Origin of the sequence: Pinisolibacter sp. (assembly GCF_036782435.1) — a bacterium.
Taxonomy (GTDB): Bacteria; Pseudomonadota; Alphaproteobacteria; order Rhizobiales; family Ancalomicrobiaceae; genus CALBKH01.
In genome coordinates this window covers 1-15,178 of sequence record NZ_DAIPZB010000046.1, presented here as the reverse complement: position 1 = coordinate 15,178, position 15,178 = coordinate 1, and the positions used below count along the sequence as shown (strand labels likewise).

The following is a 15,178-nucleotide window of genomic DNA, read 5'->3' as shown; positions in this document are numbered from 1 at the left end:
TCCGGGCTCCCGCGTGCGACAGGCGGGCGACCCAGAGGGAGAGGATTGATCATGAAGAAGCATCTCATCGCCTCGGCTGCCGTGATCGCGCTCACGGGTGTCACCGGTGTGCAGGCGCAGGAGAAGGTCGTCAACGTCTACAACTGGTCGGACTACATCGATCCGGCGATCCTCGAGGACTTCACCAAGGAGACCGGGATCAAGGTCAAGTACGACGTCTTCGACTCCAACGAGTTGCTCGAGACCAAGCTGCTCGCCGGCAAGACCGGCTACGACGTGGTGGTGCCGTCGGGCAACTTCCTCGGCCGGCAGATCCAGACCGGTGTCTTCACCTCCCTCGACAAGTCGAAGTTGCCGAACCTCAAGTACATGTGGCCGGTGGTCACCGACATCCTCGCCAAGTACGATCCCGGTAACAAATACGCCGTCAACTACATGTGGGGCACCACCGGTATCGGCTACAACGTCGCCAAGATCAAGGAACTGGTTCCCGACGCACCGCTCGACAGCTGGAAGCTGGCGCTCGATCCGAAGTACGTGCTGAAGCTGAAGAGCTGCGGCGTCATGATGCTCGACGCGCCCGACGAGATCGTCCCGGCGGTGATGAACTACCTCGGCCTCGATCCGGACAGCAAGAAGAAGGAAGACCTGGAGAAAGCGGCGGCGCACTTCAAGAAGATTCGCCCGGCGATCCGCAAGTTCCACTCTTCCGAGTACATCAATGCGCTCGCCAACGGCGACGTCTGCATGGTGATCGGCTGGTCCGGCGACATCAAGCAGGCTGCCAGCCGCGCCGAGGAGAAGAACAAGACGGTCACCGACCCGAAGAAGAAGGTCGAGATCGGCTACATCATTCCGAAGGAAGGCGCCTACATGTTCTTCGACAACTTCGTCATCCCGAAGGATGCCGAGCACGTCGAAGAAGCCTACACCTTCATCAACTACATGATGAAGCCGGAAGTGATCGCCAAGGCGTCGAACTTCATCCAGTACCCGAGCGGCAACCTGGAGGCCCAGAAGTTCGTCGACAAGGCGATCCTCGACGATCGGAGCATCTATCCGTCGGAAGAGACGATGAAGAAGCTCTACGTCATCTCGCCCTTCGACCAGAAGTCGCAGCGCGACCTGACCCGGGTGTGGCGCGAGATGAAGCGCAAGTGAGGGCGGCGGGCCCGCTCCTCGGGGCGGGCCCGGCCACACGGTCTTGCGCGATGGTTCGAGACGCGCTCGTTCCCGAGCGCTCCTCACCACGAGGCGTTCGAAATCGGCTCGGCAGTCCGCTTGCGCCTCATGGTGAGGAGGGCCGAAGGTCCGTCTCGAACCATCGCGCACCGAGAGCAAGTCCCGCGTGGGGACGGTGTTTCAGCGAAACCGCGAGGGTAGGGCATGGCGAAGACACTCGGTCCGGTCCGACGCAAATTCGCGCCGTGGAACGATCCGGCGGCGAAGCCCTTGATCGAATTCCGAAACGTGGTCAAGCGCTTCGGTGACTTCACCGCGGTCGACGACGTCTCCCTCGGCATCTACGAGCGGGAGTTCTTCGCGCTGCTCGGTCCGTCGGGTTGCGGCAAGACCACGCTGATGCGGATGCTCGCCGGCTTCGAGCATCCGAGCGAGGGGGCGATCCTGCTCGCCGGCACGGATCTCGCGGGCAAACAGCCCTACGAGCGGCCGGTCAACATGATGTTCCAGTCCTACGCTCTCTTCCCGCACATGTCGGTGGAGAAGAACATCGGCTTCGGGCTGGTCATGGACAAGATGCCGAAGGCGGACATCGAGGTCCGGGTGGCCGAGATGCTCAAGCTGACCAAGCTCGAGAAGTTCGCCAAGCGCAAGCCGCATCAGCTCTCCGGCGGTCAGCGCCAGCGCGTGGCGCTCGCCCGGTCGCTGGCCAAGCGGCCGAAGGTGCTGCTGCTCGACGAACCGCTCGGGGCGCTCGACAAGAAGCTGCGCGAGGAGACCCAGTTCGAACTGATGGACCTGCAGCAGCAGCTCGGCATGACCTTCCTGATCGTCACCCACGATCAGGAGGAGGCGATGACGGTCGCCGACCGCATCGCGGTGATGGATCACGGCAAGCTCATCCAGGTCGCCGGTCCCTCCGAGATCTACGAGCAGCCGAACTCGCGCTACGTCGCCGACTTCATCGGCGACATCAACCTGATCGAGGGGCGGGTCTCGGGTATCGAGGGCGGGACCATCCGCATCGAGGGGACCTCGCCGGCGGTGCCGCTCGTGGTCGACGATGCGATCGCCACCACGGTCGGCGCGACGGTGTGGCTGGCGGTCCGGCCGGAGAAGGTGCGCATCGCCCACGAGGCGCCGGCCGACGTGTCGCACAACGCCGTCGCCGGCACGGTCTGGGACATCGCCTACATCGGCGACGTCTCGGTCTATCACGTCAAACTCGACAGCGGCGCCACCATCCGCGCCACCGTCGCCAACGTCGATCGCACCGTCGAGCGGCCGATCGGCTGGGAGGACCGGGTCTGGCTCTTCTGGTCGCGGTCCTCGGGCGTCGTGCTCACGTCGTGAGGGAGGGATCGGCGATGACCGGCGGCGGACGATGGGGCAGATGGGTGGTGATCGGCATCCCCTATCTGTGGATGGTGGTGCTGTTCCTGGTGCCGTTCCTGATCGTGGCGAAGATCTCGCTGTCGACGAGCATCATCGCGGCGCCGCCCTACGAGCCGGTGTTCGCCTCGCTCGCCGAGGTGTGGACCAAGATCGGTGACTTCACCGCCATGAACTACGGGCGGCTGATCTCCGAGAGCATCTACGTCGAGAGCTATCTCTCCAGCGTGTGGATCGCGCTCTCTTCGACCGTCCTGATGCTGTTCGTCGCCTACCCGCTCGCCTACGGCATGGCGCGGGCGCCGAAGGCGTGGCGGCCGACGCTGTTGATGATGGTGATCCTACCGTTCTGGACGTCGTTCCTGATCCGCGTCTACGCCTGGATCGGCATCCTGTCGGAGGAGGGGCTGCTCAACTGGGTGCTGGTGTCGCTCGGTCTCGTCGACGAGCCGATCACCTTCCTGGCGACGACGCGGGCGGTCTACATCGGCATCATCTATTCCTACCTGCCCTTCATGGTGCTGCCGCTCTATTCGAGCCTCGAGAAGCTCGACGACACGCTGATCGAGGCGGCGCAGGATCTCGGCTGTACGCCGCTGCAGGCGTTCTGGCGGGTGACTTTCCCGCTGTCGGTCCCCGGCGTCATCGCCGGATCGTTCCTGGTCTTCATTCCGGCGGTCGGCGAGTTCGTCATCCCCGACCTGCTCGGCGGGTCCGACACGGTGATGATCGGCAAGACGCTGTGGGAGGAGTTCTTCAACAACCGCGATTGGCCGGCGGCCTCCGCCGTCGCGATCACGCTGCTGATGCTGCTGGTGGTGCCGATCGTCGTCTTCCAGAACGCCCAGGCGAAGGCTCAGGAGGCCGAGCGATGAAACGGTTCACCTGGTTCAACGCCACGTCTTTGGCGCTCGGCTTCTCCTTCCTCTACCTGCCGATCGTCATCCTGGTGATCTACTCGTTCAACGCCGGGCGCTCGGTCGCGGTTTGGGGCGGCTGGTCGACACGCTGGTACGGCGAAGTGTTCGACAACGAACAACTGCTCGACGCCGCCTGGGTGACGCTGAAGGTCGGGATGCTGTCGGCGAGCGTGGCAACGGTGCTGGGCACGATGGCGGCGATCGCGCTCACCCGGTTCGGGCGGTTCCGCGGGCGGCTCCTGTTCTCCGGCATGGTCTATGCGCCGCTGGTGATGCCGGAGGTGATCACCGGTCTGTCGCTGCTGCTGCTCTTCGTGGCGGTCGACTTCGATCGCGGTTTCTGGACCATCACCCTCTCGCACATCACCTTCACCATGTGTTTCGTCGCGGTGGTGGTGCAGTCGCGGCTCGTCGGCTTCGACAAGAGCCTCGAGGAGGCGGCGATGGATCTCGGCTGCCGGCCTGTCGGGACCTTCTTCCGCATCACCCTGCCGATCATCTGGCCGGCGGTGGTGTCGGGGTGGATGCTCGCCTTCACGCTGTCGCTCGACGATCTGGTCATCGCCTCCTTCGCCACCGGGCCGGGGGCAACGACCCTGCCGATGAAGATCTATTCGGACGTCCGCCTCGGGGTGAAGCCGGAGATCAACGCGGTGTGCACGTTGATGATCGCGGTCGTCTCGATCGCGGTGATCGCCGCCTCGATCCTCACCAAACGCCAGGAAGCGGAACGCGAGAAGGCCGAACGCGCCGCTTTCGCCGCGGGCGGGTGACCGCCCGGTTCCACCAATGTCGCCTCGTGGAGGTTCCATGCCCGACGTCGTCGCCCTGTCGCTCGCGCCGATCGCCGATCTCGACGAGAAGATCGCGCCGGAGAAGCTCGTCTCCGGCGATCCGTCGACCGGCCTCCGGCCGGGCTACGAGAACGCGGACGCGGGATTCTTCACCGGGGTGTGGCAGTCGGAGGTCGGCGCCTGGCGCGTCGCCTACGACGAGGACGAGCTCTGCGTGATCCTCGCCGGCCGGGTGCGGCTCACCGAGGACGGGGGCGCGCCCCGCGAGTTCGGCGTCGGCGACGCCTTCGCGATCCCGCGCGGCTTCCGCGGCGTGTGGGAAACGATCGAGCCGGTGCGCAAGATCTACGCGATCGTCGCCTGAAGACCCTTGTCGCCACCGCATCGCTGTGGAGATGCGTTCGGTGCCGCTCGACGGCCGGTGCGGGCGCACGGCGCGCCGACACCGTCGGACTTCAGGGCGCGGCGGGGGTCGGAAGCGGCTGCGGCTCGGGAGGCGGGGCGGCGTCGGGAGCGGCGATCTCGAGCCGCCGCAGGGTGCCGCCGATGCGCAGCGGTACCGCCACCTCGTTGGTGCCGGTGCGGGCGGGGTCGGGGCGGAAGGCCGGGAAATAGGCGTGACCGGTGAGGTCGACCGCGCCGCTCGCCAGATCGCCTTTCCCGGTGAAGAGGAAGCGGGCGTCCTGACCGAGGATCTCGACGCGATCGACGGTGGCGCGCGCGCCGGCCAGACGCATGTCGACGGCGACGGCTTCCCAGGCGGTGGTGACGGTCGTGCCGTTCGCCTGCGGCACGATCGGACGGAAGCGCGACATGTCGGCGAAGGGCGAGGTGCCCGTCACCTTGGTGGCGCGGGTGTCGATGCGGACGTGACCGGAGGTCGCGGCGAAGCAGGCGCCGAGGGTGAGGCAGCGGGTCTCTCCGTCGAAGTTGACGGAGGCCTTCCCGGCTTCGACGCCGGGGACGGTGAAGAGCTTGGCGATGTCGGCGAGCGGCAGTTCTTCGCCACCGGCTCGGATCTGCGCTTCGAGACCGCCGCCGCCCAATGTGCCGCGCAGCGTCGCGGAGACGGGCTTGCCGAAGAGTTCGGCATTGCCGATCTCGGCGCGCAGCCGTCCCTCGGAGACGTGGAGCGCGGCGGCGACCCGCGTCAGGGTCGTGCCCGGCAGTTTCACGCTCGGGGTCGAGAGGCGCAGGTCGAGGTCGAGGGACCGGACGTCGCGATCGAAGGGGAAATCGGGCCATCCGGCGCCGAAGGGACGCCGTCGTCCGGAGGTGAAATCGAGGGCGGCGAAAGCGACGGTGCCCGAAAGGCGCGGACGCGCCGCATCCCAGCGCAGGGTGAGCGCGCCCTCGGCCTTGTTGCCGGCGACGTCGAGGCGGGCGTCCGGCATGGTGGCGCCGCGCGAGTCGGTGGTCAGGCGGCCGTCGAGGCGGAAGCGCCCGGCGAGAAGATCGCGGGTTCGCGGCAGACCGGTCCAGCGGGCGAAGCGTACCGCATCGACGATCTCGACGTCGCCGGTGCCTTCGAAGCGGACGGGGGAGGTCAGTCCTCCGGTGCCGGAGAAGGCGAGGCGCAGCGGTGCGGAGGTGAGCCGCAGCGACGCGGCACCGGTCTCGCCGGCGAGCAGGCGGACCGGCGACGGGCTGTCGAGGTCGAAGCCGAGGGATTCCCCGCGCCAGCGGAAGCCCGCCCGCAATTGCAGATTGGCCGAGGGGCGCGGCCAGGACAGGCGCGCGTCGACGGTGTCGAGTACCTCCTCGCCGGCGGTCGTCGTCAGGGCGAAGCGGCCCTTCTCCACCGTCACCGAGATCGGCTTCCATTCGGCGATCGCGGTGACGACGGCCGGGATCGTCGGCCGCGTGTCACCGAGATCGAGATGGACGTCGGGATGGGTGAGGCGCAGGTCTTCCGCGCGCAGTCGGCCGAGCAGCAGCGCGGCGACGTCGAGGGAGACGTCGAGGGAGGCCATGGTGGCGACGGCGCGACCGTCGCCCCGGCGCCGGAGGGAGACGTCGTCGAAGCGGACGCTCGGCCAGGGTAGGAGGCGCGCGGTGGCGACGCCGCCGAGATGCAGCGGAACCCCGGCGAGCGCGCTCAGGCTCTCCTCGACCTCGGCGCGGGCGGTGTCGACGGTGATCGTCGCCCGGATCGTCATGGCGCCGAAGACGGCGAGGACGAGGGCGAGGATCACGAGAGCCGAACGTCGGAGGCGCTTCGGTGCGGCTGTGGGGGCGAAACGAGCCATGAGAGGTGGTTAGCGCCGCCGCGGGGTGGACGCAACGGCTTTCGCGGTGGTGGCGGTGGACGACGGCGATCGACCGCCGGCCGGCGCCGTCACGGTCCGGACCGGAGCGGGAGGCATCCGTCCGCGAGCGATGGAGAGCATGCATGCATCATGCGCTCCGTGGGCCTCCCGCGGCCGCCGGCGGCCACGAGGATGTTCCCATCGGGTCGCAACCGTTCCGGGTCGCCGGGTCATACCAAAGGCCGACGGCGCTCACGCGCCCGGCTCTCGAAGACACGCGAATTTCTCGTTTGCGTCAGAGGCAGGAGAAATTCGCGCCGGGAATACCATCGGTCGTTTTCGATGGCCGATGGTCTCAGGCGGCGGCCGGATGCGGCGTGCCGCCGTCGAGGACGGTGCGGAACCAGGCGCGGTCGATGTTGCCGCCCGACAGGATCACCGCGGCCTTGGCGCCGTGCCAGCGCTGCCGTTCGGCGGTGAGGGCGGCGAGGGCGGCGGCGCCGGCGCCTTCGGCGAGATTGTGGGTGGTGGAGAACAGGCGACGGGCGGCGTCGGCGATGGAATCGTCGTCGACCTCGACGATCCTCGACACGCCGGCCTTCATCACCTCGAGCGCCTCGGCCGATGGCGCGCGCACCGCCATGCCGTCGGCGAAGGTGGAGGCGGGTGCGTCGGTGGCGATCGGCCGGCCGGCTTCCATCGACAGGCGATAGCCGGGGGCGGTGTCGGAGACGACGCCGACGATCGACACCCGATGGCCGAGCGCAGCCTTGGCGTGGACGAGACCGCAGATGCCGGAGCCCATGCCGATCGGACAGAAGACGACGTCGAGATCGGGCACGGCGGAGAGCAGTTCGATGCCGTAGGTGCCGACGCCGAGGACGAGGTCGGGGTGGAAGGAGGGCACCATTTCGAAGCCTCGGGTCGCGGCGACATCGGCGGCGACCGCTTTGGCGGCCTCGAAATCGGCGCCCGCTTCGATCAGGTCGGCGCCGAGCGCCCGCATCGCGGCGTTCTTCTCGGCGGAATTGCCGTGCGGCACGACGATGGTGCAGGGCAGTCCGGCGGAGCGGGCGGCGAAGGCGATCGACTGGCCGTGATTGCCGCGGGTGGCGGAGACGACGCCCTTGACCTCGGGACGGTCGCGGCGGAGCCGGGTCACGTAGACCAAGCCGCCGCGCAGCTTGAAGGCGCCGGTCGGCGTGTGGTTCTCGTGCTTGACCCAGGTTTCGACGCCGAGTTCGTCGGCGAGCAGCGGCCAAGCGTATTGCGGCGTCGGGGCCATGTGACGGCCGATGATGTCGGCGGCGGCGCGGAAATCGGCGAGGCTGAACATGAGCGGCGGGTCCGTCGCTGGAACGGGGAAGAACGCCGAGCGGCTCGGCGAGGCGGTTTTCCAGAAACGTAATGCCTCATCTATGGAAAAATCAAATCTGAAGTTCCAACAATCGATCAAAAGAGAGCATCACATACTCCAATTTTGATTAATTGGAGTATGTGATGCTCTTCCGGTCGATATCAGCTCGCCAGCACTCGTGTGACCGGGAAGGTGACGGTGACGAGCGTGCCCTGGCCGACGGTCGAGTCGATCCGCAGCACCGCGCGGTTGGCCTCCACCAGCGCCTTGGTGAGCGGCAGGCCGAGGCCGGTACCGCCGCCGCGGGAGCGGGTGGTGTGGAGCTGGCGGAACGGTTCCATCGCCGTCTGCAATTCCTTCTCGGTCATACCGTAGCCGGTGTCGCGCACCCGCATCACCACTTCGCCGGAGTCCTCGAGCGTGGTCGAGACGATCACCTGTCCACCCGACGGGGTGAATTTGATGGCGTTGGACAGGAGGTTGAGCATCACCTGACGCACCGAACGCGGGTCGGCGACCACCGGCGGGATGCCGGCGGGCAGCGACGAGCGGATGATGATGCGTTCGCGATTGGCCTGCGGCTGCATCATCGCCACGCATTCGGCCATGATGTCGCCGAGCGCCACCGCCTCGAAGCGCAGATCCATCTTGCCCGCCTCGACCTTGGAGAGGTCGAGGAGGTCGTTGATCAGGCTCATGATGTGCGAGCCGGAGGAGTGGATGTCGCGCAGGTAGTCCTTGTAGCGCTCGTTGCCGATCGGTCCGAAGCGCTCGTCCATCATCACCTCGGAGAAGCCGATGATGGCGTTGAGCGGCGTGCGGATCTCGTGGCTGATCTTGGCGAGGAAGTCGGACTTGTGGACGCTCGCCTCCTCGGCGCGGCGGCGGGCGGCGGTGAGGTCTTCTTCCGACTTCTTCCAGTGGGTGATGTCGCGCAGCACGGCGCAGTACTTGCGCGACGGATCGGCGGAGATGCGGCCGATGGTCATGAACAGCGGGATGAGCCCGCCGCGCTCGACCACGCCGATCACCTCGCGGCCGTCGTTGAGCACGCTCGCCACGCCGTTGCGGGTGAGGCCGTCGAGATAGTCCATCGCCGAGCGGCGGCTCTCCGGGGCGAGACGGTCGGTGAGCGAGCGGCCGATCATGTCGGCGCGGTCGGTGCCGAACAGCGCCTCCGCGGCATGGTTGGCGGAGAGGATGGTGCCCTCGGCGTCGAGCATCAGCACGCCGTCCGTGGCGGTGTCGATGATCGCCTCGAGTTCGGCGACGCGCTCGCGCAGACCGACATCGGCGAGCGCGGCCGGCGCCATCGCCGCGGCGTCGATCGTGCCGGGCATCGCCGTCGCCGGTTCGGTGGTGGTCGGCGCGCTCACGGCGGGTTCGGGCGGTGTCGGTTCGGCGAGAAGGGAGGCGGCCGCGGCCGGCAGGGTTTCGGCCGGGGCCGCGATCTCCCGGTCGGCGGCTTCGCCCGTCGCCGGGGGGGCGACGGTGCCCGTCTCCTCGGCGACCTCGACTTCGGCGAGGGTCAGCATCAGGGCCGAGCCGCCGGCCCAAGGTATGGTCGCCACCTGGGCGTCGACCGGGACGACGCGACCGTCGCGCGTCAGGACCGGGACCGGGCGGCTGCCGTCGGGTCCGACCTTCCAGCGGCGGGCGACGTGCTCGCCGGCGAAGAGCGAATCGAGCCCGCCCTCGGCTTCGAGGGTGGCGAGATCGGGATAGCCGAGCAGGCGCAGGAAGGCGGCGTTGCCGTAGGCGAGGTTGTCGTCCTTGACTACCGCGACGGCGCCCGGCAGGCCGTCGAGCAGACGGGTGTCGTGGGAGACGATCGCCGCGGGCGTCGCCCCGATCGTCGCGGCCGGCGGAGATGCCGGTTCGCTCGCCGCGGAGGGCGACGGGACCGGCGGAGCTTCGGTTGCGGTGCCGGTCGGCTTCGATGCGACGGGCGCGGTGCGGGCGGCGACGTTCTCGCCTTCGATGCGCGCGCCGAGAGCTTCGGCGATCTGGCGGAAGGCGACGCGTTCGGGCTGCGACAGGCTGGCGGCGTCGACCGGCGGACGCGTGGTGGCGGCGAGGGCGACGATCCGCGTCGCGGTCTCGCCGACCGGCGTGGCGACGGCCTTCGCCGGGGCGGTCGCGATCGCGGGATGGTCCGGCGCCGGGGACGCGGATGCGTCGTCCTCGGCGAGTGTCGACGGACCTTCGTCGGTGCGAGCCGTCGTCGCGTCGCCCGCAGGCTCGCGTTCCGCGACGGTGAGGTCATCGTCGGCCGCGGCATCCGGCTCGGGCGCGGCGAGGTCGCGCGTCGCGGCGGTCTCGGTCGTGGGAGCCGTCTCGTCGGCGACGGCGTCACCAACGTGGGCTGCGGTCGTCCCGTCGTGGTCGCCGTCGGTGACCGAGACGCCGTGCGACTCGAGTTCGGCGGCGCGGGCCTCGATCGCGGCGACGGCGGCGCGCAGAGTGGCGGGCGCCTGGGCCAGACGCGACTCCCGCGACGAGGTCACGGGTTCGGCGGCGGGCGTCGCGGCTTCGCTTTCGCCCTCGCCTTCGTCGGCGGCGAAGAGCGCTGCGGCGGCGAGACGCGCCTCCTCGGCATGCGGGGCGAGCGGCGCGGCCGGAGCGTCCTCGATCACGGCGGTCGCGTTCGGGGCGGGCCCGGCCGCATGAGGCACGGTCGCGAGCGGTTCGGCTTCGGAGGCGCCGTCGTCGAGCAGGTCCGCCGCAGCCGCGTCGGCGTCGAGCGACGCCTGCGTGGAGGTGTCACCGTCGCGGAGCGCCGTCGCCGGGGTCGCGCCTTCGAGGCTCTCGTCGGCGGCCTCGGCCGTGGCGGCGGTGATCGGCGTCGGCTCCGCCGTATCGGTCGCCGGTTCCTCGACGACCGGTCGGCTCGGCGCTTCGACGTCCTCGTCGTAGCCGCCTTCGCTGCAGGCCGGCAGGGTCGCCATCGCCAGGGCGAGTTCGTCGTCGAACCAGACGTCGGGCATCGCCGACGGCATGATCGCTCGGACGGGACGATCGATGTCGATCTCACCGGCGAAAGCCGCTTCGCCCGCGTCGGGCGCCGGTTCCGCGACGTGGGGATGCGTGGCCTCGACCAGCGCCACTTCGCTGTCGTCCGGGTAGGACGGTGGGGCGAAGTCGGCGGTCTCGATCTCGGGGGCGATCCCCGATTCGGCCGGTGGTACGGCGAGTGCAAGGGGCGTCGCCGGCGGTGTCGCCACGGCGAGAGCCGGGGCCTCCGCTGCCACGGCGGCGGCGAGGCGCAGGCCGGTGGCGGTCGGATCGGGGATCGCTTCCTCGCCGCGGACGGTGCCGAAGCCGCGATAGCCGGCGAAGACGTGGCCGCGATCGAAAGCCGGCAGCGCGGCGAGATCGACCGGCAGGCGCAACGCCTCGCCCTCGATCGGCCACAGCACGGTGCGTCCCGACCAGGTGTCGCGCCGGTCGAGGGCGGTGGCGACGCGTCCGTCGCCATCGAGGCCGAAGTCGTCGGCGACCTCGCGCCAGCTCCGGCCGACGATGGCGGCGGCGCGCGGGCCGACGGCGGTGGCGAACTCGTCGGAGACGAGGGTGAAGCGGCGTTCCGCGTCCATCTGCCAGACGAACTTCACCGCCCGTCCGATCGGACTGCGGCGGAAGGTGGAGACGGACCCGGCCGGCGGCGGCGCGGCGACGGTATCCTCGGAAGTCTCGGCCGCCGCGTCCTCCGCCGGGGCGGCTGCGGTGAACTCACCGACCTCGATCTCCGAGATGCCGACAGGGGTTGTTTCGCCGGCTTCGACGATTTCGGGCGGGGCGAACGTTTCGACCGCGAGTGTCGTTTCGTCGGCGACCACGGTTTCCGTCGCGCCTTCGATCGGCGCCGAAGGCCGTGGTGTGACGGCTTCGATTTCGGCGAGCAGTGCCGTCGCGGCCGGGGAGGGCGCATCGGTGGCGGGTGTCGCCGTGTCGGTCGGCGGGGTGCCGGTTACGGCGGCGATGGCTTCGGCGAGGTCTTCGGTCGCCTCTTCGCCGTGGAAGGCGGCCGGTGGCACGACGGCCTCGGGGATCTCCGGCCGGACCGTCGTGGCGGTGTCCGTCACCGGCGCGACGGCAGCGGCTGCGGTTGCAGCGGTTGCGACGGTTGCGGCGTCCGCGTGTCCGGTCTCGGGGTGGGGCGGGGCCGTGACGGCGGCAGGAACCTCGAGGACCGATACGGGGGTCGGTGCCGTCGAGGCCGTCGGAGCCGGGGCGGCGATCGTTTCGGCCGGGCCGACGCGCAGCAGACGGCGGGGATGCTCGGCGTCGCCGAGACGCACCAGGGTCAGGCGATGGGCACGGCCGGCGGCTTCGACGCGGTGGTCGAAGACCGGGTCGCCGTCCTCGGCGTCGAGGGCCGCTTCGATCTCGTCCTGAACGCCGTCGAGGGCGGCGTGATCGCCGAGCGACGCCGCCACTTCGCCGTCGCGATCGAAGAGGGCGACGAGACCGCCCTCCGCGGCGATCGCCTCGAGGCTGGCGGCGGGATCGGCGTCGGCGGGATCGGTGCGGGCGTTGTCGACGGTGACGAAGACGGCATCGTCGGCGAGCCGGCGGAAGCCGACCGACAGGAGCGACGAGCGGAGGCCGTCGAAGAAGCGCAGCAGCTCGCGCGAGGTGTCGCCCTGCCGCGCGGTCGCGGCGAACCGGACGAGACGATCGGCGAGACGGGGTTCGAGCGTCAGACGCGCCTCGAGGGCGCGCGCCGGGGCGAGGTTCAGGAAACGGGCGCCGGCAGCGTTGGCGAAATGCAGGAACCGGCCGTCGGGTGTGACCACGAAGGCCGGGCGTGCGTCGCCGATCGCATCGCCGACGCCGTCTCGCGCCAGGATCGGCCAGATCGAGTTGAGTTTCTCGCTCATCGCGCTCGCAAACCTTCTCGTCACACTTCGCGCGTGCGTCTCCGTGAGATGTGCGGAAGATGCGCGCCGGTCGACGTCGCCCGAACCACGGTCCCCGATCTCCACAGCTCATGGAGAAGCGGATCGTCCCGTTCCGATCCGGGCCGTCAACACTTCGTTAATATAGTCGATGACGATGGGGGGTCCACTGGCGTCGGGGTCGCGGTGGGCGCTATCGTCGCCGAGGGTTAATCCCGGAAACGCGCCCGCGAAGCGGATCGTTTCGCGATCGCGAAATTCATGTTGCAGTGCACAATGGCTTCTGCTATGAAGATCCCGTGGCCGGGGTTCGAATGAGAAATCGGTCACGGGTGAACGGAGCTCACCCACCCCAGAGATGCGATGAGACCGGCCACCCACGCCGGGCCATGGAGAGCAAGATGGCTGCCGACAAGACCTTCGAGATTCCCGAGCAGATCCGCACCTTCGCCGAGAAGAGCGTCGAACAGGCCAAGAAGGCCGTGGACGACTTCCTCGCCGCCACCCATCAGGCCGTGTCCAAGGTCGAGGCGTCCTCGACCACCGTCCAGTCGGGTGCGCTCGACCTCAACAAGAAGGTCCTGTCGCTGGCCGAAGAGAACATCGCCTCGGTGTTCGAACACGCTCAGAAGCTGGTCCAGGCCAAGGATCCGCAGGAGATCCTCAAGCTGCAGAGCGACTATCTGAAGGCCCAGGCCGCCTCCTTCGGCGAGCAGGTCCGTCAGATCGGCGACGCCGCGGCCAAGACCGTCTCCTCGATCACCGAGAAGGTGACCAAGGGCTGAGGCCGGTGGTCCGATCGAGGCGGATTTCGCTCCGTCTCGTCGATCGGATCCACGGAACGTCCTCGGGACCGACGAATTCGACGGGCGGCGCGTCTCGGACGCGGCCGCCCGTCGCGCGTTTCGGCTGTTTCGTTTCGGCCGAACGGGGGGGGGCGAGGCTTTCCGATCGGCGAATTGTGCGATGCAATATTTTATTGCATCGCAGCACAAATTCGGTTAATGTCGAAGCTGGACGGAAGGCTTCCCCTGCTGCTTCCGTTTCGTCCCACCAACGGCCGAGGATGCTGTCGCATCCGGCCGTCCGAGAGACGCGAATTTCTCATCTTCATCACGGGTATGAGATATTCGTGGAGTGAGCGCCGTCGGTCGTTTGCGACGTCCGATGGCGTCGGCGCGTGAAGAGAGCGGTTCGATCGCGCCCGGGCGCCACCCCGTGGGCCGTTGCGTGAACGCCGACATCGACCAGGAGATCCGAGGCACATGACCCAGGCGAAGACCCCGACCCGTAAGCCCACCACCGCCAAGCCCGCCGTCAAGGCCGCTCCGAAGGCCGAGCCCGTCGCCGAGGCGGCGTCCAAGGCCGAGACCGTCGCGGCCGGCGCCTTCGAGTTCCCCAAGTTCGAGATCCCCGGCTTCGAGATGCCGAAGTTCGAGATGCCGAACGTCGATTTCTCGGCGGCGACCCAGGCCGAGATCCCGGCGGTGTTCCGCGACTTCGCCGAGAAGGCGATGACCCAGGCCAAGGAGAGTTTCGCCAAGCTCAAGGAAGCGGCCGAAGAGGCGACCGACGCCATCGAGGACACCTACGAGACGGCGCGCGCCGGTCTGGTCGAGCTCAACGAGAAGTCGATCGACGCGGTCAAGGCCAATTCCGACGCGGCCTACGGCTTCGCCAAGAGCATGCTGGCGGTGAAGACCTTCGCCGAAGCGATCGAGCTGCAGTCGGCCTTCATGCGCCAGCAGTTCGAGGCGATCAGCGCGCAGGCCAAGGAACTGCAGGAAGTGGCCGGCAAGGTCGCGACCGACGCCGCCAAGCCGGCCAAGGACGCCATCGCCAAGACCTTCGAGACGCTGAAGCCCGGCAACTGATCCGGAAGGCGGGCGTCGTTCGATCGGTGCGGGAGCCGGGCGGATCGCCCTTCCCGCCTCGATGCCTCGCGCCGGTCGGCGGGGGACGTGTCGGCCTCCTCCGGCTCGGGAACTCACGACCGAACCGGATCGGATCGTCCGTGGCGGCGTTCGCGGCGCCGGGCTCGAACCGGCTGTTCGCGGCGCCGGAGGCCGTTGCGGAGCGAACGGGGTGCGCGGCGGGTGCATTCCGCTCTTGCCAAGGCGAACGTCATCCCCTATCAGGACGCCGTCGAGACCCGTGCAGCTGTAGCTCAGTTGGTTAGAGCGTCGGATTGTGGCTCCGAAGGTCGGTGGTTCGAGTCCACCCAGCTGTACCACTCGCCACTTCGAATTCATCGACGTCACGAAGCCGCCGCAAGGCGGCTTTCGTCGTTTCGTAGGACTGGGAACCCGCCGGGGGACCACCGCGACGCATTATGAGACCTGTGCGCGGTTGGACCATCATGTTGATTTGATGCGTTTAATGT

At 68.6% G+C, this 15,178-nt stretch carries 10 protein-coding genes and 1 tRNA gene; 8 read left to right on the top strand and 3 right to left on the bottom strand.

Going from position 1 to position 15,178, the window contains the following annotated elements; all coding sequences use genetic code 11:
• Positions 1–51 precede the first annotated feature (51 nt).
• From V7Q42_RS17275 to V7Q42_RS17255, 5 genes are all read left to right on the top strand, one after another.
• Entirely contained in the window at positions 52–1,161 is a 1,110-nt protein-coding gene (locus tag V7Q42_RS17275) for a polyamine ABC transporter substrate-binding protein (protein WP_442958223.1), read from the top strand.
• Positions 1,162–1,386: 225 nt separating this feature from the next.
• Positions 1,387–2,535: an ABC transporter ATP-binding protein gene (locus V7Q42_RS17270; RefSeq protein WP_333825353.1), complete on the top strand. Its 1,149-nt coding sequence runs from the start codon at positions 1,387–1,389 to the stop codon at positions 2,533–2,535.
• A 14-nt stretch (positions 2,536–2,549) separates the two neighbouring features.
• Entirely contained in the window at positions 2,550–3,449 is a 900-nt protein-coding gene (locus V7Q42_RS17265) for an ABC transporter permease (RefSeq protein WP_333825352.1), read from the top strand.
• A complete protein-coding gene (locus tag V7Q42_RS17260) occupies positions 3,446–4,267 on the top strand; it encodes an ABC transporter permease (RefSeq protein ID WP_333825351.1) in 822 nt (273 codons plus the stop codon). Before V7Q42_RS17265 ends, V7Q42_RS17260 begins: the two co-directional genes overlap by 4 nt.
• A 37-nt stretch (positions 4,268–4,304) precedes the next feature.
• Entirely contained in the window at positions 4,305–4,652 is a 348-nt protein-coding gene (locus V7Q42_RS17255; protein WP_333825350.1) for a cupin domain-containing protein, read from the top strand.
• A gap of 91 nt (positions 4,653–4,743) precedes the next feature.
• Here the strand turns inward: V7Q42_RS17255 and V7Q42_RS17250 are convergent, their stop codons facing one another.
• The 3 genes from V7Q42_RS17250 to V7Q42_RS17240 form a co-directional block, all read right to left on the bottom strand.
• Positions 4,744–6,537 (bottom strand): AsmA family protein, encoded by a 1,794-nt coding sequence (locus tag V7Q42_RS17250; RefSeq protein WP_333825349.1) that lies wholly within the window; start codon positions 6,535–6,537, stop codon positions 4,744–4,746.
• 355 nt (positions 6,538–6,892) lie between these two features.
• Complete coding sequence (locus tag V7Q42_RS17245) at positions 6,893–7,873, bottom strand: threonine dehydratase (protein WP_333825348.1); 981 nt, start codon at positions 7,871–7,873, stop codon at positions 6,893–6,895.
• Positions 7,874–8,055: 182 nt separating this feature from the next.
• Positions 8,056–12,777 carry an ATP-binding protein gene (locus V7Q42_RS17240; RefSeq protein ID WP_333825347.1) on the bottom strand — a complete coding sequence of 1,574 codons (4,722 nt, stop codon included), beginning with the start codon at positions 12,775–12,777 and terminating at the stop codon, positions 8,056–8,058.
• A gap of 419 nt (positions 12,778–13,196) precedes the next feature.
• On the opposite strand from V7Q42_RS17240, the gene V7Q42_RS17235 reads away from it, so the two are divergent.
• The 3 genes from V7Q42_RS17235 (at position 13,197) to V7Q42_RS17225 (ending at position 15,028) form a co-directional block, all read left to right on the top strand.
• On the top strand, positions 13,197–13,580 hold the full coding sequence (locus V7Q42_RS17235) for a phasin (RefSeq protein WP_333825346.1): 384 nt from the start codon (positions 13,197–13,199) through the stop codon (positions 13,578–13,580).
• 480 nt (positions 13,581–14,060) lie between these two features.
• Positions 14,061–14,669 carry a phasin gene (locus V7Q42_RS17230; protein WP_333825345.1) on the top strand — a complete coding sequence of 203 codons (609 nt, stop codon included), beginning with the start codon at positions 14,061–14,063 and terminating at the stop codon, positions 14,667–14,669.
• A 282-nt stretch (positions 14,670–14,951) separates the two neighbouring features.
• A tRNA-His gene (locus V7Q42_RS17225) sits at positions 14,952–15,028 on the top strand.
• Positions 15,029–15,178 lie beyond the last annotated feature (150 nt).

Bases quoted from the DNA above. Each gene is read 5' to 3' on its own strand.
- V7Q42_RS17250 (WP_333825349.1), bottom strand. From the start codon at position 6,537: ATGGCTCGTTTCGCCCCCACAGCCGCACCGAAGCGCCTCCGACGTTCG.
- V7Q42_RS17275 (WP_442958223.1), top strand. From the start codon at position 52: ATGAAGAAGCATCTCATCGCCTCGGCTGCCGTGATCGCGCTCACGGGT.
- V7Q42_RS17245 (WP_333825348.1), bottom strand. From the start codon at position 7,873: ATGTTCAGCCTCGCCGATTTCCGCGCCGCCGCCGACATCATCGGCCGT.
- V7Q42_RS17260 (WP_333825351.1), top strand. From the start codon at position 3,446: ATGAAACGGTTCACCTGGTTCAACGCCACGTCTTTGGCGCTCGGCTTC.
- V7Q42_RS17230 (WP_333825345.1), top strand. From the start codon at position 14,061: ATGACCCAGGCGAAGACCCCGACCCGTAAGCCCACCACCGCCAAGCCC.
- V7Q42_RS17235 (WP_333825346.1), top strand. From the start codon at position 13,197: ATGGCTGCCGACAAGACCTTCGAGATTCCCGAGCAGATCCGCACCTTC.
- V7Q42_RS17255 (WP_333825350.1), top strand. From the start codon at position 4,305: ATGCCCGACGTCGTCGCCCTGTCGCTCGCGCCGATCGCCGATCTCGAC.
- V7Q42_RS17265 (WP_333825352.1), top strand. From the start codon at position 2,550: ATGACCGGCGGCGGACGATGGGGCAGATGGGTGGTGATCGGCATCCCC.
- V7Q42_RS17240 (WP_333825347.1), bottom strand. From the start codon at position 12,777: ATGAGCGAGAAACTCAACTCGATCTGGCCGATCCTGGCGCGAGACGGC.
- V7Q42_RS17270 (WP_333825353.1), top strand. From the start codon at position 1,387: ATGGCGAAGACACTCGGTCCGGTCCGACGCAAATTCGCGCCGTGGAAC.